The organism is Hoeflea sp. AS60 (assembly GCF_038900115.1).
Classification (GTDB): Bacteria; Pseudomonadota; Alphaproteobacteria; order Rhizobiales; family Rhizobiaceae; genus Hoeflea.
In genome coordinates this window covers 106,682-129,283 of the sequence record NZ_JBBMQP010000002.1, presented here as the reverse complement: position 1 = coordinate 129,283, position 22,602 = coordinate 106,682, and the positions used below count along the sequence as shown (strand labels likewise).

General features: G+C 60.0%; 20 protein-coding genes and 1 pseudogene. 10 read left to right on the top strand and 11 right to left on the bottom strand.

From position 1 onward, the window contains the following. Window positions 1-95 precede the first annotated feature (95 nt). Window positions 96-854, bottom strand: a complete 759-nt coding sequence (locus WNZ14_RS10890) for an SDR family NAD(P)-dependent oxidoreductase (protein ID WP_342868675.1) — start codon at window positions 852-854, stop codon at window positions 96-98. Further along, window positions 844-1,164 (bottom strand): darcynin family protein, encoded by a 321-nt coding sequence (locus tag WNZ14_RS10885; RefSeq protein WP_342868674.1) that lies wholly within the window; start codon window positions 1,162-1,164, stop codon window positions 844-846. Before WNZ14_RS10885 ends, WNZ14_RS10890 begins: the two co-directional genes overlap by 11 nt. 245 nt (window positions 1,165-1,409) lie before the next feature. On the opposite strand from WNZ14_RS10885, the gene WNZ14_RS10880 reads away from it, so the two are divergent. The 9 genes from WNZ14_RS10880 to WNZ14_RS10840 all read left to right on the top strand — a co-directional run bounded on the left by WNZ14_RS10880 (window position 1,410) and on the right by WNZ14_RS10840 (window position 9,099). Further along, on the top strand, window positions 1,410-2,000 hold the full coding sequence (locus WNZ14_RS10880; protein WP_342868673.1) for a TetR/AcrR family transcriptional regulator: 591 nt from the start codon (window positions 1,410-1,412) through the stop codon (window positions 1,998-2,000). 72 nt (window positions 2,001-2,072) lie between these two features. After that, window positions 2,073-2,681 (top strand): DUF938 domain-containing protein, encoded by a 609-nt coding sequence (locus WNZ14_RS10875; RefSeq protein WP_342868672.1) that lies wholly within the window; start codon window positions 2,073-2,075, stop codon window positions 2,679-2,681. A 111-nt stretch (window positions 2,682-2,792) separates the two neighbouring features. Next, window positions 2,793-3,692 (top strand): PaaX family transcriptional regulator C-terminal domain-containing protein, encoded by a 900-nt coding sequence (locus WNZ14_RS10870; protein WP_342868671.1) that lies wholly within the window; start codon window positions 2,793-2,795, stop codon window positions 3,690-3,692. Between the two features lie 90 nt (window positions 3,693-3,782). Then, window positions 3,783-4,778 (top strand): 1,2-phenylacetyl-CoA epoxidase subunit PaaA, encoded by a 996-nt coding sequence (paaA, locus tag WNZ14_RS10865; RefSeq protein WP_342868670.1) that lies wholly within the window; start codon window positions 3,783-3,785, stop codon window positions 4,776-4,778. Next, window positions 4,775-5,068, top strand: coding sequence for a 1,2-phenylacetyl-CoA epoxidase subunit PaaB (gene paaB, locus WNZ14_RS10860; protein WP_342868669.1), 294 nt, complete (start codon window positions 4,775-4,777; stop codon window positions 5,066-5,068). The genes paaA and paaB overlap by 4 nt, the downstream gene beginning before the upstream one ends. Then, complete coding sequence (gene paaC, locus WNZ14_RS10855; RefSeq protein ID WP_342868668.1) at window positions 5,068-5,844, top strand: 1,2-phenylacetyl-CoA epoxidase subunit PaaC; 777 nt, start codon at window positions 5,068-5,070, stop codon at window positions 5,842-5,844. The genes paaB and paaC overlap by 1 nt, the downstream gene beginning before the upstream one ends. Before the next feature lie 62 nt (window positions 5,845-5,906). Continuing rightward, window positions 5,907-6,395, top strand: coding sequence for a 1,2-phenylacetyl-CoA epoxidase subunit PaaD (paaD, locus tag WNZ14_RS10850; RefSeq protein ID WP_342870212.1), 489 nt, complete (start codon window positions 5,907-5,909; stop codon window positions 6,393-6,395). Between the two features lie 11 nt (window positions 6,396-6,406). After that, entirely contained in the window at window positions 6,407-7,501 is a 1,095-nt protein-coding gene (locus WNZ14_RS10845) for a 2Fe-2S iron-sulfur cluster-binding protein (protein ID WP_342868667.1), read from the top strand. 614 nt (window positions 7,502-8,115) lie between these two features. Then, a complete protein-coding gene (locus WNZ14_RS10840) occupies window positions 8,116-9,099 on the top strand; it encodes a hypothetical protein (RefSeq protein ID WP_342868666.1) in 984 nt (327 codons plus the stop codon). Window positions 9,100-9,583: 484 nt separating this feature from the next. On the opposite strand, the gene WNZ14_RS10835 is transcribed toward WNZ14_RS10840, so the two are convergent. The 4 genes from WNZ14_RS10835 to phaP all read right to left on the bottom strand — a co-directional run bounded on the left by WNZ14_RS10835 (window position 9,584) and on the right by phaP (window position 13,723). Further along, the gene (locus WNZ14_RS10835; protein ID WP_342868665.1) at window positions 9,584-10,195 is read right to left on the bottom strand and encodes a DUF6656 family protein; all 612 of its coding nucleotides are present in this window, start codon (window positions 10,193-10,195) and stop codon (window positions 9,584-9,586) included. 106 nt (window positions 10,196-10,301) lie between these two features. Then, window positions 10,302-12,110 (bottom strand): SLC13 family permease, encoded by a 1,809-nt coding sequence (locus tag WNZ14_RS10830; protein ID WP_342868664.1) that lies wholly within the window; start codon window positions 12,108-12,110, stop codon window positions 10,302-10,304. 100 nt (window positions 12,111-12,210) lie between these two features. Continuing rightward, window positions 12,211-13,146 (bottom strand): ornithine cyclodeaminase, encoded by a 936-nt coding sequence (locus WNZ14_RS10825; protein ID WP_342868663.1) that lies wholly within the window; start codon window positions 13,144-13,146, stop codon window positions 12,211-12,213. Between the two features lie 142 nt (window positions 13,147-13,288). Further along, a complete protein-coding gene (gene phaP / locus WNZ14_RS10820) occupies window positions 13,289-13,723 on the bottom strand; it encodes a TIGR01841 family phasin (RefSeq protein ID WP_342868662.1) in 435 nt (144 codons plus the stop codon). Window positions 13,724-14,063: 340 nt separating this feature from the next. Between phaP and WNZ14_RS10815 the strand changes: the two genes are divergently transcribed. Beyond that, a complete protein-coding gene (locus WNZ14_RS10815; protein ID WP_342868661.1) occupies window positions 14,064-14,567 on the top strand; it encodes a phasin family protein in 504 nt (167 codons plus the stop codon). Window positions 14,568-14,722: 155 nt separating this feature from the next. Here WNZ14_RS10815 and WNZ14_RS10810 read toward each other — a convergent pair whose 3' ends face one another. From WNZ14_RS10810 to WNZ14_RS10790, 5 genes and pseudogenes are all read right to left on the bottom strand, one after another. Then, entirely contained in the window at window positions 14,723-15,328 is a 606-nt protein-coding gene (locus WNZ14_RS10810; RefSeq protein ID WP_342868660.1) for a GNAT family N-acetyltransferase, read from the bottom strand. Between the two features lie 723 nt (window positions 15,329-16,051). Then, window positions 16,052-18,982: pseudogene (locus tag WNZ14_RS10805) on the bottom strand (sarcosine oxidase subunit alpha family protein); the annotation flags it as partial. After that, the gene (locus tag WNZ14_RS10800) at window positions 18,979-19,311 is read right to left on the bottom strand and encodes a sarcosine oxidase subunit delta (RefSeq protein ID WP_342868659.1); all 333 of its coding nucleotides are present in this window, start codon (window positions 19,309-19,311) and stop codon (window positions 18,979-18,981) included. The pseudogene WNZ14_RS10805 and the gene WNZ14_RS10800, both read right to left, overlap by 4 nt. 12 nt (window positions 19,312-19,323) lie before the next feature. Continuing rightward, the gene (locus WNZ14_RS10795; protein WP_342868658.1) at window positions 19,324-20,574 is read right to left on the bottom strand and encodes a sarcosine oxidase subunit beta family protein; all 1,251 of its coding nucleotides are present in this window, start codon (window positions 20,572-20,574) and stop codon (window positions 19,324-19,326) included. Window positions 20,575-20,675: 101 nt separating this feature from the next. Then, on the bottom strand, window positions 20,676-21,557 hold the full coding sequence (locus tag WNZ14_RS10790; protein ID WP_342868657.1) for an HNH endonuclease: 882 nt from the start codon (window positions 21,555-21,557) through the stop codon (window positions 20,676-20,678). Between the last annotated feature and the right edge of the window lie 1,045 nt (window positions 21,558-22,602).

The following is a 22,602-nucleotide window of genomic DNA, read 5'->3' as shown; positions in this document are numbered from 1 at the left end:
GCTTATCAAACCAAGAGCCTAGCTGATCGCTGTGCAATGCACCACCGGGGCACGCGGCAGCGCGTGTGCCGGCGTGAGCTGTTGGAAATCCGCGATCACCTCAAAATGCGGGCAGCCACTCCCGGCACGACACGCGCCAGCACGCGAAGAAGCTTTGCCTTGCCGATCCAGATCTCCGGCTTTCTCGCCTTGAGTCCGGCAACAATTTCCCCGGCGGCCCGCTCGGGGCTGATCTTGCCGCGCCCTCGCCCTTGCGTCATTTCCGTATCGACCAGGGACATGATCGCTTCACTGACGAAGACCTGCCCGCCCTCCGCCATAGCCTGGTAGCGAAGCGATTGCGTCAGGCTGCGCAGCCCGGCCTTTGTCGCGCAATAGACCGGAGAGGCCTGCTTCGGAAAGATCGCAAGCCCTGTGGTGACGTTCACCACGAACCCCGAGCCCGATGCGCCCAGCTGCGGCAAAAGTCCGGCAATCAGCTCGGTCGGCGCGACCAGGTTTATCTCGATCTCGCGCGCGATCATTGCAGCGATTTGCGGGTGTTGCGGCGCGAAGAAGCGCATCTCGATCTGAATTCCGGCGTTGTTGATCAACCCGTCCAGCCGAGGCACCTCGTCTTTGACCTGCGCGACCAACTCGGCCCGCGCCTGCGGATCATCAAGATCACACGGCATCGCCACCACGGCATCGCCGAACTCGGCCCTCAGCCGCTCCAGCGCGTCCGCGTTGCTGGCAACGGCCAGAACGCGTGCACCTTCCGCAACCAGCCTGTCACACATCGCGCGGCCAATCCCCCGCGTTGCGCCCGTCAGGAGAATCACATTTCCAGCCAGAGATTGGTGTTTATGACGCATCTTCAAACTCCTGATAACCGTTCTCGAAACTCGGAATCATCTTCTCGACGCGGAAATATCCCTTTGCGATCACCGGCGTGTCGCGCAGCCTTTCGATGGCGAAATAGTAATCGTGCGGATTGTCGGCCTCGATCATGGCCACGTCGGATACTTCAGCGCAGAACGCTTCGGCGTCGAAAAAGCGGACGGCAATCCCGCTACCGCCAAAACTGTCGGCAAAGGCCTGATCTCCGATCTGTTTGCGGGTGGCGCGATCCAGCTGAAGCCAATCGCTGGAAGCCTGCAGCAACAAAAACACTGTCAGTTTCATTTTGAGATCCTCCTAACCGGCAGCGACAATGCGACAACTCCATACCGATCCGGCTGACCGCGGGGACCGCGCAGGGCAAGCGGTATCGGCCAATTGCGCCGTTGCGCTGCTGGTAGACAAGGCGACGGCTGCAAGCACGTCGAAAGGCCTGAGAAAGTTCATGTTTCCATCCTTCGTGTTGTGGACGACAACAAGAATGTGAGCTAATGCTCACTTTCGCAACTCGCATTGGACAGAAGCCAGCCATGACCCAGCATGCGCCACGAAAACAGGCACGTCAGACCCGCTCGATAGCGACGCAGACGGCGATCATCGAGGCCGCGGCTCACATTCTCGAACAGCACGGGGCTGCCGCTTTGACAACCAATGCGGCAGCGGAACGCGCCGGTGTGAGCATCGGCTCGCTCTATCAGTATTTCCCCAACAAGCAGTCGATCATCGCCTCGCTTCTCAGGCGCGAATGGGCGTCGATGCTCGACCAGATCCGGACCGTGTCACAATCAGATTTGCCACCGGACGAAAAGCTCCACCGCCTGATCGCTATTGCCATCGATCACCAGTTTGCCCGCCCCCGGCTGGCGCTCGAACTCGAATATGTCGAAAGTTCGCTGGAGCTCTCTGAAGAGATGCAGCATCTGGCGTCGTCAATCGCGGGCGAGGTGAGAAGCGTGGTCCGGAGTTTCGATCCGGATGCAAGCCCCGTCATCGCCGCTGACGTTGTTTCCATCTGCCGCGTTCTGACAAATGACGCCGCCATGCGCGGCGAAACGGACACTCAGGCCGTGACTCGCAGGGTGACCCGGGCTGTCCTGGGCTTTCTGACTTACCGCGAATGAGGGATAGTGGCAGAGCCCGACGCCAAGCCGAAACCAGATCGCTGCCGTTCCCCCCACCACAAGGACGCATCAATGTCATCTCAAGACCAGAAACTCTCGAGCCCCGCCGCCCTTCGTAACCGCGGCCCGATCGCTGATGTTTTGGCTGATATCCTGCCCGGCACGGGAAAAGTGCTCGAGATTGCCAGCGGCTCCGGCGAACATGTCATCCATTTTGCAAGCCTTTTTCCGAGCCTGGTCTGGCAGCCTTCCGATCCGTCAACAGATGCGCGTGCCTCGATTGAGGAATGGACGAAAGCGGAAGCCCTGAGCAACGTGCTGCCACCGCTCGATATTGACGCGTCGAGCGAGACCTGGCCGATCGCGCGGGCCGACGCGATGATCGCGATCAACATGGTCCACATCAGTCCCTGGCCGGCGACCCAAGGCCTGCTGAAAGGCGCGGGCGAACTGCTCGACACTGGCGGCGTACTGATGCTCTACGGCCCCTATCGCCGCCAAGGCCAGCCACTTGCGCCAAGCAACGTGGATTTCGATACAAGCCTCAGCGCCCGAAATCCCGCCTGGGGCATCCGCCTGTTGGAGGATGTGGCCCGCACCGCCGAACAGTCCGGACTGTCCTTGACCTCCGTAGTCGAGATGCCTGCCAACAATCTCTGTGTGGTGTTCACACGGCAATGAGCCTCTGGCCGCAATAGTCAGGTCCGGAACAACAACTGGACCGACGTCCAAACCATCCGCCATCCCGCCACCCCTTTCCGCCTCGTCCAAATCCGTCTATTGCCTCTCCCCATGCGCGCCCCCGATCCGATTTCCAGTGCCATCGAGACCCGCCTTGCCGCCGTGCAGGCGAGCGAGCGGCTGTCGGCCTGGTCGCTGATCGTGAGCTTCATGGGCGATGCCATCGGCCCGCGTGGCGGTGTGGTGTCAGCCGGTGCACTGCAGACCTTGATGCAGCGATTGGGCATTGGCGCCGGCGCGGTGCGCACCGCGATTTCGCGGCTTGCCGCCGATGGCTGGATCGAGCGCTCGCGCGACGGCCGCAACAGTTTCTATGCGCTGTCCGGCGATGTAGGGGACACGGTGCTGTCCGCCGAACGCCGAATCTACGCACAAACATCTCTGCTGCCGGCCGGCACGCCAAGATCACTGGTCATTGCACCTGAGCCACTCTCGGACGCCACCCTGCGCGACATTGAAACTGCGGGCGCGCTGCAACTCACGCCACAGGTGTTCCTCTGCTTTGCCTTGGCTGAAAAGCTTCCAGCAGGTTTGCGCCTGCCCGGCGCAACGCTCGCTGATGCGCCAACGCTCAAACCCGGTGCTGCCATGCTCGAAAAGATGGCCGAGGCGCGGCAGGTCTCGGAATTCGAGCGGCTGCGCGCGGCCTATCAGCCCATCAGGGCGGCGCTTGATCTGGGCCCCACTCCAACGCCGGAAGATGCCATCACGCTCAGATGCCTGATGATCCACGAATGGCGGCGCGTCGCACTCCGCGTGCTTGCCGTGCCCGCTGAACTCGTCCAGCCCGATGATCCCGAGCCTGAAACCCGCAGCCTGATCGCCGCAGTCTATGCCCGGCTGCTGCCAGCCTCAGAGACCTGGCTCGATGAGAACGTAATGACGGCCTCAGGCCCCCTTCCACCACCCGATGCGCGGCTGCGCCAGCGCTTTGGCTGCAGCCGGGCCTGAATTCAGGCCGCGCGCAAACGTGTTACAAGATATTCTTGACATTCTTCATGCCTGTAACATATAACAGACTCAACTGCGGAGGATCTCGATATGTACAGCCAAGGCCTTATCGGCGCGGACTCAAGCACCACGGAATCGGAAGAGTTTCTTTCAGAATTCCAGGCGCGGGTTGACCGCGAGGAAAAAATCGAACCCAACGACCCGATGCCCGAAGGCTATCGCCGCACGCTGGTGCGCCAGATCGGCCAGCACGCGCATTCGGAAATCGTCGGCATGCTGCCAGAAGGCAACTGGATCACCCGCGCGCCGAGCCTGCGCCGCAAGATCGCGCTTCTGGCAAAGGTGCAGGACGAAGGCGGCCACGGCCTCTATCTCTACTCGGCCGCTGAAACCCTGGGCGTCAGCCGCGAGCAGATGACCGAAGAGCTGCTCGCGGGCAAGGCCAAGTACTCTTCGATCTTCAATTACCCGACCCCCACCTGGGCCGACATCGGCGCTATCGGCTGGCTGGTCGACGGCGCGGCAATCATGAACCAGATCCCGCTCTGCCGCTGCTCCTACGGTCCCTATGCCCGCGCCATGATCCGCGTCTGCAAGGAAGAAAGCTTCCACCAGCGCCAGGGTTACGAGATCATGATGACGCTCGCAAAGGGCTCCGAGGAGCAGAAGCAGATGGCGCAGGACGCGCTCAATCGCTGGTGGTGGCCGTCGCTGATGATGTTCGGCCCGTCCGACACTGACAGCACCAATTCCGACCAGTCAATGAAATGGAAGATCAAGCGCTTCTCCAATGACGAGCTGCGCCAGAAATTCATCACCGCCACGGTGCCGCAGGCCGAGTATCTCGGCCTCACCATCCCCGATCCGGATCTCAAGTGGAACGAAGAGACCAAGCTCTATGAGCATGGCGAGATCGACTGGGCCGAGTTCAAGGCCGTCGTTTCCGGCAACGGCGCGATGAACCGCGACCGCCTGCGCGACCGCAACAAGGCCTGGGATGATGGCGCCTGGGTGCGCGAAGCAGCCCTCGCCCACGCACGTAAACGCGCCAACAGACAGAACCTTACTCAGGAGGCCGCAGAATGACCGACAAGCACGAACTGACGCCGCTCTGGGAAGTTTTCATCCGCCCGCGCAACGGCCTGCACCACCGCCATGTCGGCTCGCTGCATGCAGCCGATTCCGCACTTGCCCTGCAGTCGGCGCGCGACGTCTACACCCGCCGCGGTGAGGGCAATTCGATCTGGGTTGTCCGCTCGTCCGACATCGCCGCCTCCGATCCGTCCTTCGCGGAAGCCAATTTCGAGCCCTCCGACGACAAGATCTACCGCCACCCCACCTTCTACGACATCCCCGATGAAGTGGGGCACATGTGATGGCTGTTGCTGAAACACTCTCGCAAGACACCGCTGTTCCGGCCATCCTCGAACTTGCCGATGATTGTCTGATACTCGGCCACCGCCTGTCGGAATGGTGTGGCCATGCGCCGATCCTCGAAGAAGAGCTGGCGCTCGCCAATATGGGACTTGATCTGCTGGGCCAGGCCCGCGCGCTCTATGCCTATGCCGGCGAGCTCGAAGGCAAGGGCCGTGGCGAGGATGATTTCGCCTTCCTGCGCCGCGAACGCGAGTATCGCAACTGTCTGCTGGTCGAGCGCGAAAACCGCGATTTTGCCCACACCATGTTGCGCCAGCTCTATTTCGCAGCCTTCATGCAGCCCCACTGGCACACCATCGCCGCCACTTCGGGCGACGAGACGCTGCGCGGCATTGCCGCCAAGGCCGAAAAGGAAATGGCCTATCATCTGCGCCATGCAGGCGAATGGGTCATCCGCATGGGCGACGGCACCGACGAAAGTGCTGCTCGCATGGCCGATGCCGTGACTGAGCTGCACCGCTACACCGGCGAAATGTTCATGGCCTCGCCCGCCCGCGCGGACGCTGTCGCGGCTGGCATCCTTCCGGATCCGGATTCTTTGCGCGTCGAGTGGGACGAGACCATCGCCACTGTCTTCCGCCCGGCAAATCTCACCGTGCCCGACGTGCGCATGCCCCAGAAGGGCGGCCGCGACGGTATCCACGGCGAAGGCATGGGCCATCTGCTGGCTGAACTCCAGTTCATGCAGCGCGCCTACCCCGGCCAGACCTGGTAACCGCTTTGAACCCGTCGCCAACCATCACCGGGCGCAAGAGCAGCGATAGCCCCGTCACGAATGTGACTGACTTCGAGCTCGCCCGCGCGCTTGATGTGGCAAGCAGCGTGCCCGATCCCGAAGTACCTTGCGTCACAGTCGCCGATCTCGGCATCCTGCGCTCGGTCACCCGCAATGCGGATGGCGCCATCCTCGTCCGGCTGACGCCGACTTATTCGGGTTGCCCCGCCGTCATCGCCATCGAGATGGCAGTGCAGTCGGCGCTGCTCAGCGCAGGCATAGACGCGAAAATCGAGCGCGTCATAACGCCCGCATGGACCACCGACTGGATCAGCGCGGAAGGTCGTGAGAAACTGCGCGCCTATGGCATCGCCCCGCCGGTGGGCGCGTCCGGTGGCCGTCGCGCCTTCTTCTCCGAAGACGTCATCGCCTGCCCGCGCTGTGGCTCGTCCAACACCTCCAAGGTGTCCGAATTCGGCTCCACCGCCTGCAAGGCGCACTACCGCTGCGACGCGTGCTCCGAACCGTTTGACTATTTCAAGTGCATCTGAGGAACTGACCCATGGCCGCTCCGCGCTTTCATGAACTCGAAATTGCCGCCGTCCGCAAGGAAACGCCGGACGCCGTGGCCATCACCTTTGCCATTCCCGATGAGCTTGGCGAGGCCTTTGCCTTTCTGCCGGGCCAGTATCTGACGCTGCGCGCCGACATCGGCGGCGAGGACATGCGCCGGTCCTATTCGATCTGCTCGCCACTGCTGGAAACCGGCCGCCGCACCGTCGGCGTCAAGCGCATCGCCGATGGCCGTTTCTCGGGTTTCGCCCAGACACTCAAGGTCGGCGACCGTATCCAGGTCATGCCGCCGCAGGGCCGCTTTACCGCTCAGATCGGCGGCGACCATGAATATCTGCTTCTGGCCGCAGGCTCCGGCGTCACCCCCTGCCTGTCGATCGCAAAGTCCGTGCTGGCCGGCGAGCCGGACTCCTCGGTCACCATGCTCTATGCCAACCGCAATTCTTCTAGCGTCATGTTCCTTGATGATCTCAATGATCTGAAAGACCGCTACACCGGTCGCTTCACGCTGCTCCATGTCATGGATGAGGAAGTTCAGGACGTGGAGATCATGAACGGCAGGCTCGACGCCGCCAAGCTCGAGACGCTCGCAAGCCACGGCCTGATCGATCCGAAGGCCGCCGACGCGATCTATATCTGCGGCCCCGAGCCGATGATCCGCTCCGCTTCCGCCGCCATGGCCGCCCTCGGTGTTTCGGAGGACAAGATCAAGTTCGAACTGTTCACCCCTGCCCCGGGCTCTGCGCCCGCAGCGTCACCAAAACCGGCCCCAAATCCTGCGAAGGTCAACGGCGCCAAACACGGCTCATCCGTACAGATCATCCTCGACGGCGCCCGCCGCACCATCGAAGTCGATGCAGGCACCGACACCGTGCTCACCGCCGCGATGAAGGCAGGCCTCGACCTGCCCTATTCCTGCGCCGGCGGCATGTGCTGCACCTGCCGCTGCAAGATCGTCGAGGGCTCCGCCACCATGGATGAAAACTTCTCGCTCGAACCCTGGGAAATCGAAGCCGGCTTTACGCTGAGCTGCCAGGCGCGGCCGGATACCGAAAAGCTGGTGCTGGATTTCGACGCGCAGTGAGCGTTCTGAAGTTATCCGGTAGGAACAACCTATCAATGGGCTCCCTGCCCCGGCACTTTCGGCCCAAAGCCGCAATTCAGCAGCTCCTCACCCAAGAAACCTTTTGCAGCGTTTTGAAAGGATAGGCGGCACATATAATAATGATTTTAACGAGGATCACATATAAAACCGTATTTATTCGTCACACGTCTCTTTATCAAAATACATTCAAAATCTTTCACAAATAATATATTTGTATTATACATATATATAATTATTTTTATATGTTTAAATACACAATTTTTTAGATATTCAATCTGAATAATTTTGTAGCATTAAATATTGATGATCGAATATGTTTTTACCAAAATCACGAGATATCACAGACAGAACTGTAGAAGAGATAAAATTGGCGCAAATTTCCGCCATATTTCTTGCTTCCTATAAAAGGAGTCCGTCAATATGGGCCAACGTGCATTGGTATGATTAAACCTCATTGCTGATGCTTTTGGATAACTTGACTTGATCGCATTGCCGACCGCCTCAGCGAGTGACCGATGCCAGCTTCAAGCCACGACAAGGGCCCATGAACTGGCGCTGAGTTCAATGCAAGATGGCGATGAGCAGGAATGGAAATGGCAGATATGGAGATTCCAGATTACGACACGGTTACAGATCATGCCGCTGCTCAAGAAGCCAAACGTCTCGTTGGCTTATACCCTGGAAATCGCTTAAAAAAATTCTCGATTTGCGGGAACTCATATTGGCTTAAAAGGTCAGATCGCCCAGCAATATATCCGGTAGGAAAGTTGTTGCATGGGATTGCAAGCCCAATACTTTATCCGCCTATTATAAAGAGCTCTCCACTCAGGAGCGCAGTCAAGCGAACAGAAGATGAATTTGCCAAATCCAAGGCACTGAATGCCGTCGGCATACCTAGCCCTCCGATTACGCTTGTAACACCCACAGTCTTTATTGCACCTGATCTCGGTCAGACTCTCTATGACAAGATTAGCGAATTTCTATTATCGCATGATCATCAGTCTATAGATGCGCTATTGAGACGGGCCACGGCCTCCTTAGGTCGACTCCATGCCGCTGGGCTAATCCATGGGCGTCCGAATTTGCGGGACATGTTTGAGCATCAAAGCGGCGATATCGGCTTTTTTGACTTTGAAGAGGTGCCGGAGCGGTCCATGCCTTTTGCTGACGCGGCAGCGCGCGACTTCTGGCTTTTTGCATTTCAATTGGCGCAATACTCCTCGAGCCGAGAATCTGCCATTGAAGCTTTGCTTGTTTGGGTAGCTCTTGCACCACGAGAGGCTACCAAGCGTGTGGCAGTCTATTACCATGATCTCAAAACCATCATGTATCTCGCCAGATTTGTTTCCAAAATCAAATCGGGGCGCGACCTTCGTCAATTTATTGGGGCATACGACCTCATATCCCAAGCGATAGAAGCGAATCCAAAACAATGGCATTACACTAAAGAAGACGCAGAAATTGAGAAATATAGTAGAAATAAACCAAACATCGTTCACAGAGTATGGTATTATTTTTGCTCGTTTCCAATCTTTTCAATAAGCTTAATTCGCCTCACCACACTGGTATTCGAATAGAAAATTCAAAAAATTGGCCGTGAAATATGCGGTATTTAAAATCGTATTTGAAAGCATCAATACTTATTTCCGCTATCCCTGAACTTTGGTTGCATTCAGGACTTCCAAATGTGCGCAATCGTACATGCGTCCTGTAGTTTTACAAACTTCGCTGAACCACTTTGACTCTGGGAGCAAGTGCAGAAAATCATGCTTTGCGGAGCTTGTTGGGCAACCCGGCAAATCTGCGCTTCCCGCACTTCACCGACGTTATGTGTCCGCCCCTCACAGCCCCCCAGCGGCCCCATACTCTGCGTGAACGATCATCACGTTACAATGAACACCGCCGCCAATCTTGAACATGGTGATCTCGTCGGCCGATTTCCGTTCGGCGCTGCAATGCAACAGATTGTAAAAGTCGCCCTGTTTGTTCCTGCCGGCTGGTCACACCTGAACCCATGGCGATCACCACCGCGCAGATATGGCCAACGGTGGTTTCAACCTCTCAGCCGATCGCCTCGACGATCTTGCGCAGTTCGGCGTTTTTTGCACCCAGCATCAGCACGTTCTTGAGCGCTGTCTTGGGGTCAGCGGTTCTGAACACGACGCCGTTTTCCCGGAAGTCGCGGTTGATCACCTGCTGGAGCGTCTTGCCGTCTTCCTCGTTTTTCATCGCCACCGCGAAATACATCCGCGAGTAGCGCGGATTTATGCGATTGAAGAAGTGCTCATCCGCGGTGATTTCGGCCGAAAAATTGGCGATGTAGAAACCCCAGGTGACATCCTTGTAGTCGGCAAAGTTTGCCTTCGACGCCGTCACATGGACATAGCCAAGATGCGGCAACGTAGCCAAGGTCTTGTGAAAGATGATCTCGGGAAACCTGATGCCCTTGTGGAACCTGCTCAGCCGCTGGTGCGTCTTCCTGCCTGCGTTTTCAAGCCGCAGACCGGTTCGCGCCGCCACCTCCTCGTCGGTCAGGTAGCGCCGTTCTTCTGCGACCCAGTCCTCGGCGTCGCGCGCGATCCGCCCGGTTCTCAGGAAGTTGGTGTGGACCGCCTTTGCCGGAACAAGTGCCTGCCCTTTTGCCTTGGCCGCGTAGTATCTGAACATCGACATTTCGAAAACGAGCCCTGGTTTCTAAACAGAATCTATGAGCCTAAAATGTTAACGAAATATTGCAGCCACTGCTTGGCTGGGCGCAGTGACAACGCGCCACCACCCATCACATCCCCGTAAACGCCCAGATCGCCAGACAGCTCGCAATACCCACAACCACATTCATCACCAGCCCGACTTTCAGAAAATCGGCAAAGCGGTAGTTGCCGGCGGCGTACACCAGTGTGTTGGTCTGGTAGCCTATGGGGGTGGCGAAACTGGCCGAGGCGCCCAACATGATGGCGTAGATCAGAGGCTTCGGATCGATCCCGAGCGAGGTGGCGAGACCGATCGCCATCGGCGTCAGGATGACGGCCACCGCGTTGTTGGAAATCAGCTCGGTCAGCAGCGATGTGAGCCCGTAGATGGCCAACAGCAGCACCAGCGGCGAGACTGTCTTGAGATACGGCGTCACCGCATCCACAAGGTCCTGCACCACGCCGGTGTTGTCCAGGCCCCGGCCAATGGCGAGCATCGCGAAGATCAGCACCAGGATGGACCCGTCGATGGCTTTGAGCGCATCATCCGCCTCGACACAGCGCGTCAGCAGGATGATGCCGACACCGAGCAGTGAAAGGGTGACGATCGGCGCCACATTGAAGATCGAGAGCGCAATCACTGCTGCCATCGTCAGCATGGCCAGTCCCGCCCGGTGCCGTTTGTAGGGCCTGAGTTTTGGCTCGCTGACGGCGACGAAACTCTCCGATTGAAGAATACCCGCCAGATCGCCGGGGCTGCCTTCGAGCAGGATGCGGTCGCCCGCCCTCAGCCGCACTTCAGAGAGTTCCGGCCCGGGGTTGTGCCTTTGCCGTGAAATGCCAAGCACCCGCACTCCCGCCTTGAACCAGCCGAGATCGCTCAGCTGCCGCCCGCTGCTGCCCGCATCACCGGCATAGACAGCCTCCACCTTGTCGGTCTTCTTCTCATCCGCGGCCGCAAGCAGGGTCTTGAAGTAGCCAAGCTTGTAGTTCGGATGGTCACGAAGTGTCAGCAACTCCGACTGGTTGGCGCTGAAAATCACCAGGTCATTGGTGTTGAGTTCAAGCTCCGGGTCGGGCTTCAGCCGCTCGGTCCCGCGCAGGATGCCCAGCACGCGTGTTTTTGACAGGGCGCTGAAATCCGACAGCGGCCTGCCGGTTGACGGCGTTTCCGCGTCAGTGCCGGCAGCGGCGAGGATCTTCACTTCCGACATGAACTCCGTGGCGCTGTCATCAAGCGCTTCGCCCGCGATGACATGCGAGGGCAGAAGCCGTGGCCCCAGCAGCAGCAATGTCAACGCGCCCACCGCAAGCGCAACCAGGCCGAACGGCAGGATCTCGAGCATCCGCATCGGCTCCATACCCTCGCGTTGCGCCACACCGTCAATCAGCAGGTTCGTCGATGTTCCAACCAGGGTCAGCGTGCCGCCAAGGATCGCCATATAGGACAGCGGGATCAGCACCTTGCTCGAGGCGATGTTCAGCGCCCGGGCCATTTTCGAGATGATCGGGATCAGCACTATCACCAGCGGCGTATTGTTCATCAGGCCGGACGCCAGCGCGGCACCGAGCAAGAGCAGCACCAGCGCGATCGGTCCGCGCCGTTCGGACAAACCGACCAGATACGAGGAAGCCGCATCAAGCACGCCTGTGCTGACCAGCGCCGAAGAGAGGATGAACATCGCTGCAATGGTGATCGGCGCCGGGTTGGAAAACACCGCCAGCACTTCCTCGGTCGACACATATCCCAGCAAGAGGAATGCGGCAGCCCCTGCAGTCGCCACCGCGGCTGGCGGCAGTTTCTCGAACAAAAAGCCGAGAAACACCAGTCCGACGATGAGTGCCGACAAGACGGAAGGTGTGTCTTGAGAAAATTCAGCGAAAAAATTCTGAAACATGAACCCGCCAGCAATCGAGTGTGGGAAACTTATGGCTCAACGCGCTGGCGACGATCAAGTTGCGTGGCGGGCGAAATTATTCAACCCAAACAACGCGCTGTCAGAGGTTGTCAACCGCACCATACACAGCATGCGCGATCATCACATCGAGGTGCGCCCCGCCGCCGTTCTTGAACACGGTGATCTCGTCATCGGACTGTCGCCCGGCCTTGCCCTGCACCAGGTCATGCATGTCGCCCTGGATATCATCGCGGCTGATCACGCCGGAAGCCATCGGGATCATCACCTCGCCGATATGGCCGATAGTGGTGGCGTAGCTGTCGACAAAAAACCGCCCGCGCGTGAGCACCGCGTCGTCGGCCTCGCGCATGGTCGGCGTATAGGCGCCAACCAGATCGACATGGGCGCCTTTCTTGAGTGCGCCACCCTTTATCAGGGGCTCGAGCGACATTGTGGCCGAAGAGATCAGATCGGCACGCGAAACGGCGTCATCGAGATCGGCCACCGCCTTCGCGGTGATCCCGTCCGCGCCAAGCGCTTTCGCCAGTTCCTCGGCCCGCGCAATGTTGCGGTTCCAGATCATCACTGTATCAAGCGACGGCCGCACCGAGCGATGCGCATCAATCAGTGGCCGCGCCATCGATCCCGCCCCAACCATCAGCATTGTCTTCACATCGGGACGCGACAGGCACGATGAGCCGAGCGCCGAATCCCCCCCAGTCTTCCACGCGGTCAGATCAACGCCTTCCAGCACCGCCACCACGTGGCCGCCGGCCTCGTCAAACAGCAGCACCTGCCCCTGCACCGATGGCCGTGGAGGCTGTTGCGAAGGGTTCTCGGGATAGATCGTCACCGCCTTGACGCCGGACGCAAGGCCAGCGATCCAGGCGGTGCGCACCAGCATCTTGCGGCCGGAATTCTCCACCAGCGAGTCGCGCAGTTCGGCAGGCGCCAGCATGTGCCCGGCGCGCAAGGCTTCCACGGCAAATGGCCAGGAACAGACCGAACGGATGTCGTTTCCGGTAACAATACGCATGCTCATTCCTTCTCGGGGGACATTCTAGGGCCTGTACCCGTATCTAGACTGCCAGCGCTGCTGCTCGCAAGGACCGAGCAAGGAGCCCCGGCGGACCGGTGCGCGATACACCGGTCGGGCCTAGTTCATCTGACGCGACAACCTATTTCTTGGTCTGCATCATCGCCTTGCGGGCTTCCTCAAGCGTTTCCTGCATATTCTGCTGCAGCACCTTGAACGCTTCTGTTCCCGATTGTTGCGCCAGTCCGGCAATCTCGCTGGTATTCTTGATCGCCATTTCGAACGAGCGCTTGGCGAACTCCGTTTGAGCCGCCATCATCTTCTGCGGATCAGAGCCGCCCTTCACATTCTCGGCCATGGCCGAAATCTCGTTGAGTGCTTCCTGCACCATCTCGCGCTGGCGCGCCATGATGGTCGTTGCGCCCGAGCCGGCCGTTTTCGCTGCGGTATCAAGCGCCTCGAGGTTTTTTTTGTGCCGTGCAACCAGCGCCTCGAGGTCGGGCGAAGGAAGCTTCATGTCCTTGCCGAAATTCATGAACATGGAAACCAGATCGTCGGTGGCTTTTTTGTCGGTCATGGAGTTTCTCCCTGTTGTGGCGAGGCTCTTGTCGCCGCTGGTGATCGGACCCTTTACGAAGGTGCAGGCGCTTCAGCTCACGTCAATAGTGATACGTGCCCCGTGGCACAAATGTGACGGCAGAGGCAGCCCCCGCCAATCACACATCATCGCCGGTCCACACTATCAGACTTCATCCCGCCTGGCCCGTTTGACGGGAAATTATTCCACACCACCCCTTGAAGGTTATGCTGCAACGCAACATATATTGTGCATCACACAATTTACTGTGCGGCGATGGCCGAGCTCCCGGACATGACGTCCGGGTGGCGACATTGCCCAACCAAGGAGGATGAAGATCATGACCAAGACCAACACTTCAGCAACGTCCAAGGCAACCGAAACCAAGGCCCAGGACGCGGGCACGATCATCACCGAGGCCGTGGAAAATCTGCGTGAAAACATTGCCAACCCGGAAGCTGCGCGCGAATTCGTGGCCGAGCAGGCAGCAAATGCTCAGGCCCATGCAGAGCAGGTTCATCAGAGCGCTTCCGCAATGAACGCCGAGGCGGAAAAGGCAACAGTCTCGTTGATGGGCAGCTACGCCAGCTTCACCCGGACGCTGATCGACATGACCACCGCCAATGTCAGCCACGCCTTTGCGACGGTCGAAAAGGCCGCTGCCGCCAGGTCGCTGCCCGACGTGATGCAGATCCAGGCCGACTACGTTCGCGACAGTGCCAAAGCCAATTATGATCGCATCCGCGAGGCTGCCGACGCAGCCCGCGAAACGGTTACCCAGGCAAACGCATCAGTGCAGCAGACTGCTGCCAAGGCATGGTCCACCAGCAACAAGGCCGCATGAGGCGACTGTTTGATGGACGAATAGAAAGCGCCCGGGACGCGATGATCGTGTCCCGGGCGTTTTTGTTTGCGCCTGCAAAATTGCACTAAACCAAATATTATCAACAATTTGTCGAAATATCCGGACTCAGATTGCCACCAACTTGAATCAGTTTCTTATATGAGCGATGCCGAAATTGGCGGAACTTCGCCGACAGGAAACGGCGGGGCGGGAAAGTTCCGTCTCTCCAGCTTGCGCGCGGCAAGCCTCAGGCCATCGGCGACGTTGATGCGCCCGATCGACTGATCAGTTGCAAACTGCATCTTGGCGCCAAATCTGCGCGCCAGTCCCTTCATCGCATGGTTCTGCGAACCGGTTTCAACGATGATTGTCGACACGTCATTCTCGGATGCAGCCCTGAGCAGCGCCTTCAGCAGGATCGTGCCGAGCCCCTTCTGCCGCCAGTCGGATGCGACAGAGAATGCTGATTCGCCCTGACCGGGTTCAATGCGTCCGCCGGTATGCAGCTCCGCCACGGCCACCAGATGGTCACCGGAATAGGCGCCGATGACGATGGCTTCGTTGAGTGACCGGGCTATATATTTGTCGAGCCAGTAGTCAGAAACCAGCCCGTTGAAACGATCCCGGAAATCCTCGAAATGAAGCTCGTGAATGTGGTCGCGGAAAGCGTTCAGGTCCGCGGGACCGAGATATCTGAGTTTGATATCATCGCCGAGGCTGAATTCCGGATCGCGTGGCTTGAAGAGAAACTTCAAAAACATGGTCGACTTCCAAAGGTCATTCCTCCCGAAATCTCCTGATGTTCATTTAATGCTGCAACGCAACAAAATCAAGTCACCATTTGCGACTAAAGTTATACGCTGTGTTCACGCAGCGCTGCGTTTCGCCCAAAAACCGTTCCTGTTACCAGCGATTCAGGACAGCAAGGACACCGACCGCGACAGGCTTTCGGCCAGGTCTCGCGCATAGGTCGAAAACGCCATGATCTCGAAGGCGTCATCGCCGAGCCTTGTCAGTTGCACCGGCATATGGCCAAACAGGGTCGGCGCACTTGAGCCTGTCTTGAATACCTTGGCATGCATGTCGATCCCGGACTGGGTGGCGATGATATCCACGGCCTGCGGTCCGGAGATCGAGAAGCGGACCCGCGCGTCAGTGAGATCACACAGGCTCAACTCGCTCGCCACACCCAATCGCGCCACCAGATCTTCAAGCGCCTCGCCAGTCTTGCCAACGCAGAGCGCCTGCCCCGGCTGCACAGGCCGGATCAAACCGTCACCGCTCCGGGCGGCTTTGCGCACCGCACCATCCTTGCCCGCCAGTCCCGAAACCAGGCACACCGGCGCGTCGGGCAATTGCGCCAGCACCGCCTTGCCATCGGCACTCACCGTCAACCCGTCAAGCAGATCCATCACAAGCGGCTCACCAGGCGCAACCGATTCGTACTCCCGAACCGGCTTGGCCGATGCGGCTCCGCCTGTTTGCAGGAACACCGGCTCGCCGACGATCACTTTTGTTTCGATCCCGCGCAACGCATCCCACACCATGAGCGTCTCGCCATGCCGCGCACGACCACGCTTGAGCATGGCCAGCGCAATGGTCGATTTGAGATGCGGCGACCAGCACGCCGATGTCACATGACCCTGATCATTGGCCATGGTCGGCGCGGTGTCGGGTTCCAGCAGATGCCCGCCGGAAAGAATGCGATGCGCCGGATTGACTGGCCTGAGGCCCACCAGCTGCTCGCGATCATCGCGCTGCAGCCCCTCGCGGCCGAGCATCACCCGGCCGATGAAATCATCCTTCTTGCTACTCACCATCTTGCCAAGCCCAAGATCGCCCGGCGTAGTCCGACCATCGATCTCGGCGTGGGTGATGAACCCCTTCTCGATCCGCATCACATTGAGCGCTTCGAGCCCGTAAGGCACAATCCCAAACGGCGCTCCCGCGTTCATAATGGCATCCGCCACCGCCTCACCGTGCCGCGCCGGCACCGCCAGCTCAAACGCCAGCTCACCCGAAAACGAAATCCGGAACAGCCGCGCCTTGAGCCCCGAATGCAGCGTAACCTCTCGCGCAGCCAGAAACGGCATCGCTTCTTCGCCGAGATCATAAGCAACGATGCGCGCCAGCACATCGCGTGAACGTGGCCCGGCGACAGTGATCTGCGCCCACTGATCCGTCACCGACGCAAGCCGTACGTCCAACTCCGGCCACAGCGCCTGGGCACAGAGTTCCATATGCGCCATCACCTCGCCCGCTGCCGCAGTCGTGGTGGTGATGAGATAGTGGTTTTCGCCAAACCGGCTGACGGTGCCGTCATCCATCAGCAAGCCGTCTTCGCGCAGCATCAGCCCGTAGCGCGCCTTGCCGACAGCCAGCGTCGACATCTTGCCGGTGTAGATCAGATCGAGAAACTTGGCAGCATCCTTGCCCGAGAGATCGATCTTCCCGAGCGTCGAAGCATCCGAGATGCCCACGCCTGCGCGGACTGCCAATGTCTCGCGATCACAGGCCTCCTTCCATGTCGTCTCGCCACCCTGCGGGAAATGCGACGCCCGCATCCACGCGCCAGCCTCAATGAACACCGCGCCGTGCTTCTCGGCCCAGCCATGCAGCGGCGACCGCCGTACCGGCCGGTAATGATGCCCGCGATGTTCACCCGCCAACGCGCCAATGCTGACCGGCGTGTAAAACGGCCGGAATGTCGTCGTCCCTACCTGATCGGGCGTCACCCCCCGGTTTTCCGCCAGAATGCCGATGGCGTTGACATTCGACAGCTTGCCCTGATCCGTCGCCATGCCGGTGGTGGTGTAGCGCTTGGCAAGCTCCACATGGCCATAGCCTTCGCGCACCGCGAGCCCAAGATCGGACACCGTCACATCATTCTGGAAATCAACAAACGCCTTCCCCTTGGCTTCCGCGACATGCCACAGCGTGGCAAACCCGGTCGAGCCGCCACAGGCTTCCCGCACTTTCGGCAGATCCGTCTTGCCTGACTTCAAGGCAAGCTCGCTGGCCGCCCGCGCTCCGGCTTCTGCGCCGCTCTTCAGGCACCCTGCCAGATCGAGCACGCCCGCAGCACTGCCCGCCACCATCAGCCCGTCGCGCTCCCTGGGCGGCAGGAACATGCCCGCGCCCGCCTCCCACACCGGCCGGTCGCCGCGATGACAGGTGAGATGAACCACCGGGTTCCAACCGCCCGACATCGCCAGCGCGCTGACCTTGATGCTTTCGCGCCTGCCCGATGCAAGATCAACCACTTCGACGCCCGACACCGCCTTGCCGCCGAGCGCATCCGCCACCACATGCCGCTTGAGCACCCGCGCGCCCTCGGACGCCGCCAGTTCCGCCGCAGGCACATCGCTGCGCGCATCCACCAGCGTCACCGCGAGGCCGCGTGCCAGCAGATCCCGTGCCGTCTCGTGTCCGGAAGCACCGGTCGAAAACACCGCCACATGATCGCCCGGCCTGATCGCCTCGGCATTGACCAGCCCGCGCATCGAAGACGCCGTCATCACGCCGGGGCGGTCATTGCCGCCAAACACCAAAGGCCGCTCTTCCGCACCCGCCGCCAGCACGGCGCGTTTCGCCGCGATCCGCCAGACCCGCTGCGCCGGTCCGGAAGCCTCGCCATCGCGCCGCTCGACTGCGCCAAACACAGAGCTGTCATAGGCACCAAACACGGTCGTGCTGGAGAGCAGCCGCACATTCGGATTGCCCGCCAGTTCCGCAATCACGGAGGCCACGAAGCCCGGCCCGTCGCTGTCGCCGATCTCCACCCGGTCGCGGATCAGCCGCCCGCCAAAACCGGCATTCTCATCACACAGGATCACACGTGCACCCGCCCGCGCGGCACTCAGCGCGGCCATCAGCCCGGCAGGCCCGGAGCCGATCACCAGCACATCGCAATGCGCCCAGCGCTTTTCATAGTCTTGCGGATCCGGCGCATGGCTCGCCCGCCCCAGCCCCGCCGCCTTGCGGATCACCGGCTCATAGAGCTTTTCCCACATCGCGGCGGGCCACATGAAGGTCTTGTAGTAAAACCCCGCGCCCAGAAACGGAGAAAGCGCCGAATTGACAGCACCGACATCAAATCCCAGCGACGGCCAGCGGTTCTGGCTTTCCGCCACCAGCCCCTCACGCAACGCCACCATCGATGCTCGCAAGTTCGGCTCGCGCGTCGCCCCGTCGCCAATCGTCACCAGCGCATTGGGCTCCGATGCGCCGCCGCTCAAAAGCCCGCGCGGCCGGTGATATTTGAACGACCGCCCCATCAGGCTCACGCCATTCGCCAGCAACGCCGAGGCCAGTGTGTCGCCAGCAAAGCCTTCCATGGCGCGTCCGTCAAAGCTAAACCGCACCGTCCTGCTGCGGTCGATCAGCCCGCCATCCTTGAACCGGGAGAAGCTCATGCCTTCGCCCTCCCCTTGCCTGCTTTCGCCGGTTTCTCAGCCTTCGCCGGCTTGCCGGCCCTAGCTTTGGTGAAGTCCGCCGCGTCCGTCACCCCATGCACATCATGTGTAAAGGTATCGCGCTCCACCACCAGCCAGCGCCGACAACCACCCGAATGCTGCCAGTGTTCCTTCATCACGCCGCGCACATTGTCGCGGATGTGCACATACTCATCCCATGCCGCAAACTCAGCTGCAGGCGCGGGCCGCACCGGGCTCGCATCGCCGCGAATGGTGAATTCCTCTTTCGGGCGCACGCCGCAATGAGGACAGGTGATCAGACTGGCCATCTCGTCCCTCCTCTAGTGCAGGTTTGCCTGGGCACCATGCCCGGTTTCGTCGATCTGGCGTCCATGCGTGAACCGGTCCAGCCGGAACGCCTTCGCCAGCTCATGCGTCTCGCCGGTCGCCAGCAGGTGCGCAAAGCACCATCCCGAGGCCGGCGTCGCCTTGAAGCCGCCATAGCACCAGCCGCAATTGAGATACAGATCCTCCACCGGCGTCTTGTCGATGATCGGCGAGCCATCCATCGACATGTCCATCACCCCGCCCCAGGCGCGCAGCACCTTGACGCGGGAGACCGACGGCACCATCGCGCAGGCCGCCTCCATCACGCTTTCCACCGTCGCAAGATTGCCGCGCTGGGCGTAGGAATTGTAAAGATCGAGACTGCCGCCAAACACCAGCCCGCCCTTGTCCGACTGCGACATGTAAAACAGCGCCGCCCCAAACGTCACCACCTGGTCGATAAAGGGTTTCAGCCCTTCCGAAACAAACGCCTGCAGCACCTGGCTTTCCACCGGCAGCCGCATCCCCGCCATTTGAGCCACCCGGCCCGAGTTCCCCGCAGCCGCCAGCCCCAGTTTGTTGCAACCGATAAACCCGCGCGAAGTCTCAACGCCAACCACGCGCCCGCCCTCGCGGCGAATGCCGGTCACCTCGCAATTCTGGATGAGATCGACGCCGCGGCTGTCCGCACCCCGCGCATAGCCCCAGGCAACGCCGTCATGCCGCGCGGTCCCGCCGCGCCGCTGCATCAGCCCGCCATGGACGGGAAACCGCGGATTGTCGAAATCGAGATAAGGCACCAGCTCGCGCACTTCCTCGCGACCCAGCAGCTCCGCATCCTCGCCCGCCAGCCGCATAGCATTGCCGCGCCGCGCATAGGCATCGCGCTGCCCGTCGGAGTGAAACAGGTTGATCACCCCACGCTGCGACATCATCGCATTGAAATTCAGCTCCTGCTCAAGCCCTTCCCAGAGCCTGAGCGAATGCGAATAAAACGGCTCATTGCCCTCAAGCAGATAATTGGCCCGCACAATCGTGGTGTTGCGCCCGACATTGCCCGAGCCGAGATACCCCTTCTCAAGCACCGCCACATTGGTGATGCCGTGGTTCTTCGCCAGATAATAGGCAGCAGCCAACCCATGCCCGCCACCGCCGACAATGATCACATCATAATGGCTCTTCGGCTCCGGCTCCCGCCACGCCGGCGTCCAGCCCTTGTTGCCAGACAACGCCTGTTTGAAAATGGAAAATGCAGAATATTTCATGACGCTGCCCGTGCTCGAAATTCAGCCGCATAGGAGAGCGCGAGTGGGCATGGTGTCAAGCAGGGGACGCGACGGAGACGGGGATTGTTTGCGGCACGCAGTCAGGCAGCCTTGAAACAATTGGTGCGATGCCAATCAAGATAATAGGGGTGCGGCCGCAATCTTCGGTCCTCGGGGACCAGCGCTTTCATGTCAGGCCTAAGAAGGTGTGAGACATCGTGATTGAGCTGGCGGGATTTCAAAATTGTGAAATCATCACTCATCGACAGCAGGCCGCGGTCAAACATCCAATGCACGGTGCCTGACAAAGCAATTCCGTTTTGCACGGAATCTGGTCCGTTCTTTTCGACTGGCATGATGTGCGCGGCTTCAACTTCCGGCCTACCTTTGCCATTAATCAGTCGCAAACCGGTGAATGCACAGCGCCGATCATAAGCAATCCGGACATGCTGCCGGAATTTCACATCGCGGAAACGCCGGTTGACAAGTTGCTCGACGAGAGGACGTTCCAGCGGCGCTTGCGGGTTGTCATCAAATTCATAGCCAAGCGCAACCTCGTCATAGCGTTCTGGCCACGGACTCTGTTCACTCATTCCTGCATTCAGAATGGCATCGCACTCTTCATCACTGATCACACGAACCGCCTGAACCGCACGGCCTCCGCTAACCTTCCCATCTGCAAGGATCAGTTTTCGCTCGAAGCCACCATTTTCCTGGTAACCGACCAGTCGATCAAAATCGATATACTGATCAAGATCCGCATAATGGTGATCAGGCCGCAACGGATCTTGGCGGATGCCCGTGACGATCGCGGTCGCCCAATAGAAGCGCCCTGCTTGGCCGCCGAGTGGACCGTAGTAGACAATCGGCTGACCAATGACCTGCTCAACTCTGGAAAGATACTGTTTGGGAAAATGGTAATAGAGTGACGGCAGGTCGTCATAGGCACTGTCAGCCTTGTGGTAAAAAATTGCCGCGACCATAAAATCGATCCCAAAACTCAGTCGATGGTGCCCGGTACTTTTGACAAAGGATTGGAAAATAACAAGCTTTCATATCATGCCTCCCGCCTAAATCATTTGGCCGCCGCCCCTAATCTCCCCCCTTGCGGGGGAGATGTCACGAAGTGACAGAGGGGGGTAAACCGCGCCACACGCCGGACTATCAAACCAAGCCGAAACATGCCCCCCCTCTGTCGGCGACGCCGACATCTCCCCCGCAAGGGGGGAGATTGGGGTCCGGTGCAAATCGCCGAAGATGGCACATAGGCCGCAGCGGTCACCGTGCCCAACCCTCCCCCTTGTGGGGGTCCATCGGACGGGGCGAGGCACGTGACTCGCGCCCACGGACCGAAGGTCCGGGGCGGGGTCTTTGGGATCTGGCCGCACAATTTGGGGTTTACGGATAAATTACAAGGCCCCTCCCAACCCCCTACCCACAGTTGGGAGGGGCTAACCAGTTGCAATCTCCGGATCTGATCAGCCAATCCCGTGCACAAACTCCCACCCCCACCTCAACAATCCCAACCCCTTACCCAAAATCCCCATCCCATTTCATCCCCACTCCCCGGCCCTGTGCCAAACTGTTCCCGCCTTCCGCCAGAACGGATGTTGCGGGCTTACGGATCCCGCGGCGGCGGCAGGTGGTGAGCTTTCGTGCGGGCGGTACCGTAGCGCCAGCGCGAAAGGGATGAGAAATCGGACATCCCGGCCACAGCATGTCCAGGCGACGGGAATTCGCCGAAAGACACTGCGACAGGAGCACCTCTCCCGCTGGCGCGAAACCGCGCCGGATGAGGACAAGGGCGCTCCCCAGGCCGGTTGCCGGAGTTTTCGCGGGCCCGCCCGCGACCGGCAGGCCCGGAGGCTGGAAGGTCTTTGACCCGAGTGGCCACCGGGAAGGACGGGTTCGGCGGCGGGATGCCGAACGATAACGACCGTCCGCTGCGTGTGTTCGTGCACTGATCCTGGATCCCGCTGGCGCCCGGAAGGCGCCGGCGCCGCTCAACGGCGGGGCGCGCTGCCACGC

What these genes read in the sequence shown, in the direction of transcription:
- WNZ14_RS10890 (WP_342868675.1), bottom strand. Translation starts at nt 854, where the DNA reads ATGCGTCATAAACACCAATCTCTGGCTGGAAATGTGATTCTCCTGACG.
- WNZ14_RS10885 (WP_342868674.1), bottom strand. Translation starts at nt 1,164, where the DNA reads ATGAAACTGACAGTGTTTTTGTTGCTGCAGGCTTCCAGCGATTGGCTT.
- WNZ14_RS10880 (WP_342868673.1), top strand. Translation starts at nt 1,410, where the DNA reads ATGACCCAGCATGCGCCACGAAAACAGGCACGTCAGACCCGCTCGATA.
- WNZ14_RS10875 (WP_342868672.1), top strand. Translation starts at nt 2,073, where the DNA reads ATGTCATCTCAAGACCAGAAACTCTCGAGCCCCGCCGCCCTTCGTAAC.
- WNZ14_RS10870 (WP_342868671.1), top strand. Translation starts at nt 2,793, where the DNA reads ATGCGCGCCCCCGATCCGATTTCCAGTGCCATCGAGACCCGCCTTGCC.
- paaA (WP_342868670.1), top strand. Translation starts at nt 3,783, where the DNA reads ATGTACAGCCAAGGCCTTATCGGCGCGGACTCAAGCACCACGGAATCG.
- paaB (WP_342868669.1), top strand. Translation starts at nt 4,775, where the DNA reads ATGACCGACAAGCACGAACTGACGCCGCTCTGGGAAGTTTTCATCCGC.
- paaC (WP_342868668.1), top strand. Translation starts at nt 5,068, where the DNA reads ATGGCTGTTGCTGAAACACTCTCGCAAGACACCGCTGTTCCGGCCATC.
- WNZ14_RS10845 (WP_342868667.1), top strand. Translation starts at nt 6,407, where the DNA reads ATGGCCGCTCCGCGCTTTCATGAACTCGAAATTGCCGCCGTCCGCAAG.
- WNZ14_RS10840 (WP_342868666.1), top strand. Translation starts at nt 8,116, where the DNA reads ATGGCAGATATGGAGATTCCAGATTACGACACGGTTACAGATCATGCC.
- WNZ14_RS10835 (WP_342868665.1), bottom strand. Translation starts at nt 10,195, where the DNA reads ATGTCGATGTTCAGATACTACGCGGCCAAGGCAAAAGGGCAGGCACTT.
- WNZ14_RS10830 (WP_342868664.1), bottom strand. Translation starts at nt 12,110, where the DNA reads ATGTTTCAGAATTTTTTCGCTGAATTTTCTCAAGACACACCTTCCGTC.
- WNZ14_RS10825 (WP_342868663.1), bottom strand. Translation starts at nt 13,146, where the DNA reads ATGCGTATTGTTACCGGAAACGACATCCGTTCGGTCTGTTCCTGGCCA.
- phaP (WP_342868662.1), bottom strand. Translation starts at nt 13,723, where the DNA reads ATGACCGACAAAAAAGCCACCGACGATCTGGTTTCCATGTTCATGAAT.
- WNZ14_RS10815 (WP_342868661.1), top strand. Translation starts at nt 14,064, where the DNA reads ATGACCAAGACCAACACTTCAGCAACGTCCAAGGCAACCGAAACCAAG.
- WNZ14_RS10810 (WP_342868660.1), bottom strand. Translation starts at nt 15,328, where the DNA reads ATGTTTTTGAAGTTTCTCTTCAAGCCACGCGATCCGGAATTCAGCCTC.
- WNZ14_RS10800 (WP_342868659.1), bottom strand. Translation starts at nt 19,311, where the DNA reads ATGGCCAGTCTGATCACCTGTCCTCATTGCGGCGTGCGCCCGAAAGAG.
- WNZ14_RS10795 (WP_342868658.1), bottom strand. Translation starts at nt 20,574, where the DNA reads ATGAAATATTCTGCATTTTCCATTTTCAAACAGGCGTTGTCTGGCAAC.
- WNZ14_RS10790 (WP_342868657.1), bottom strand. Translation starts at nt 21,557, where the DNA reads ATGGTCGCGGCAATTTTTTACCACAAGGCTGACAGTGCCTATGACGAC.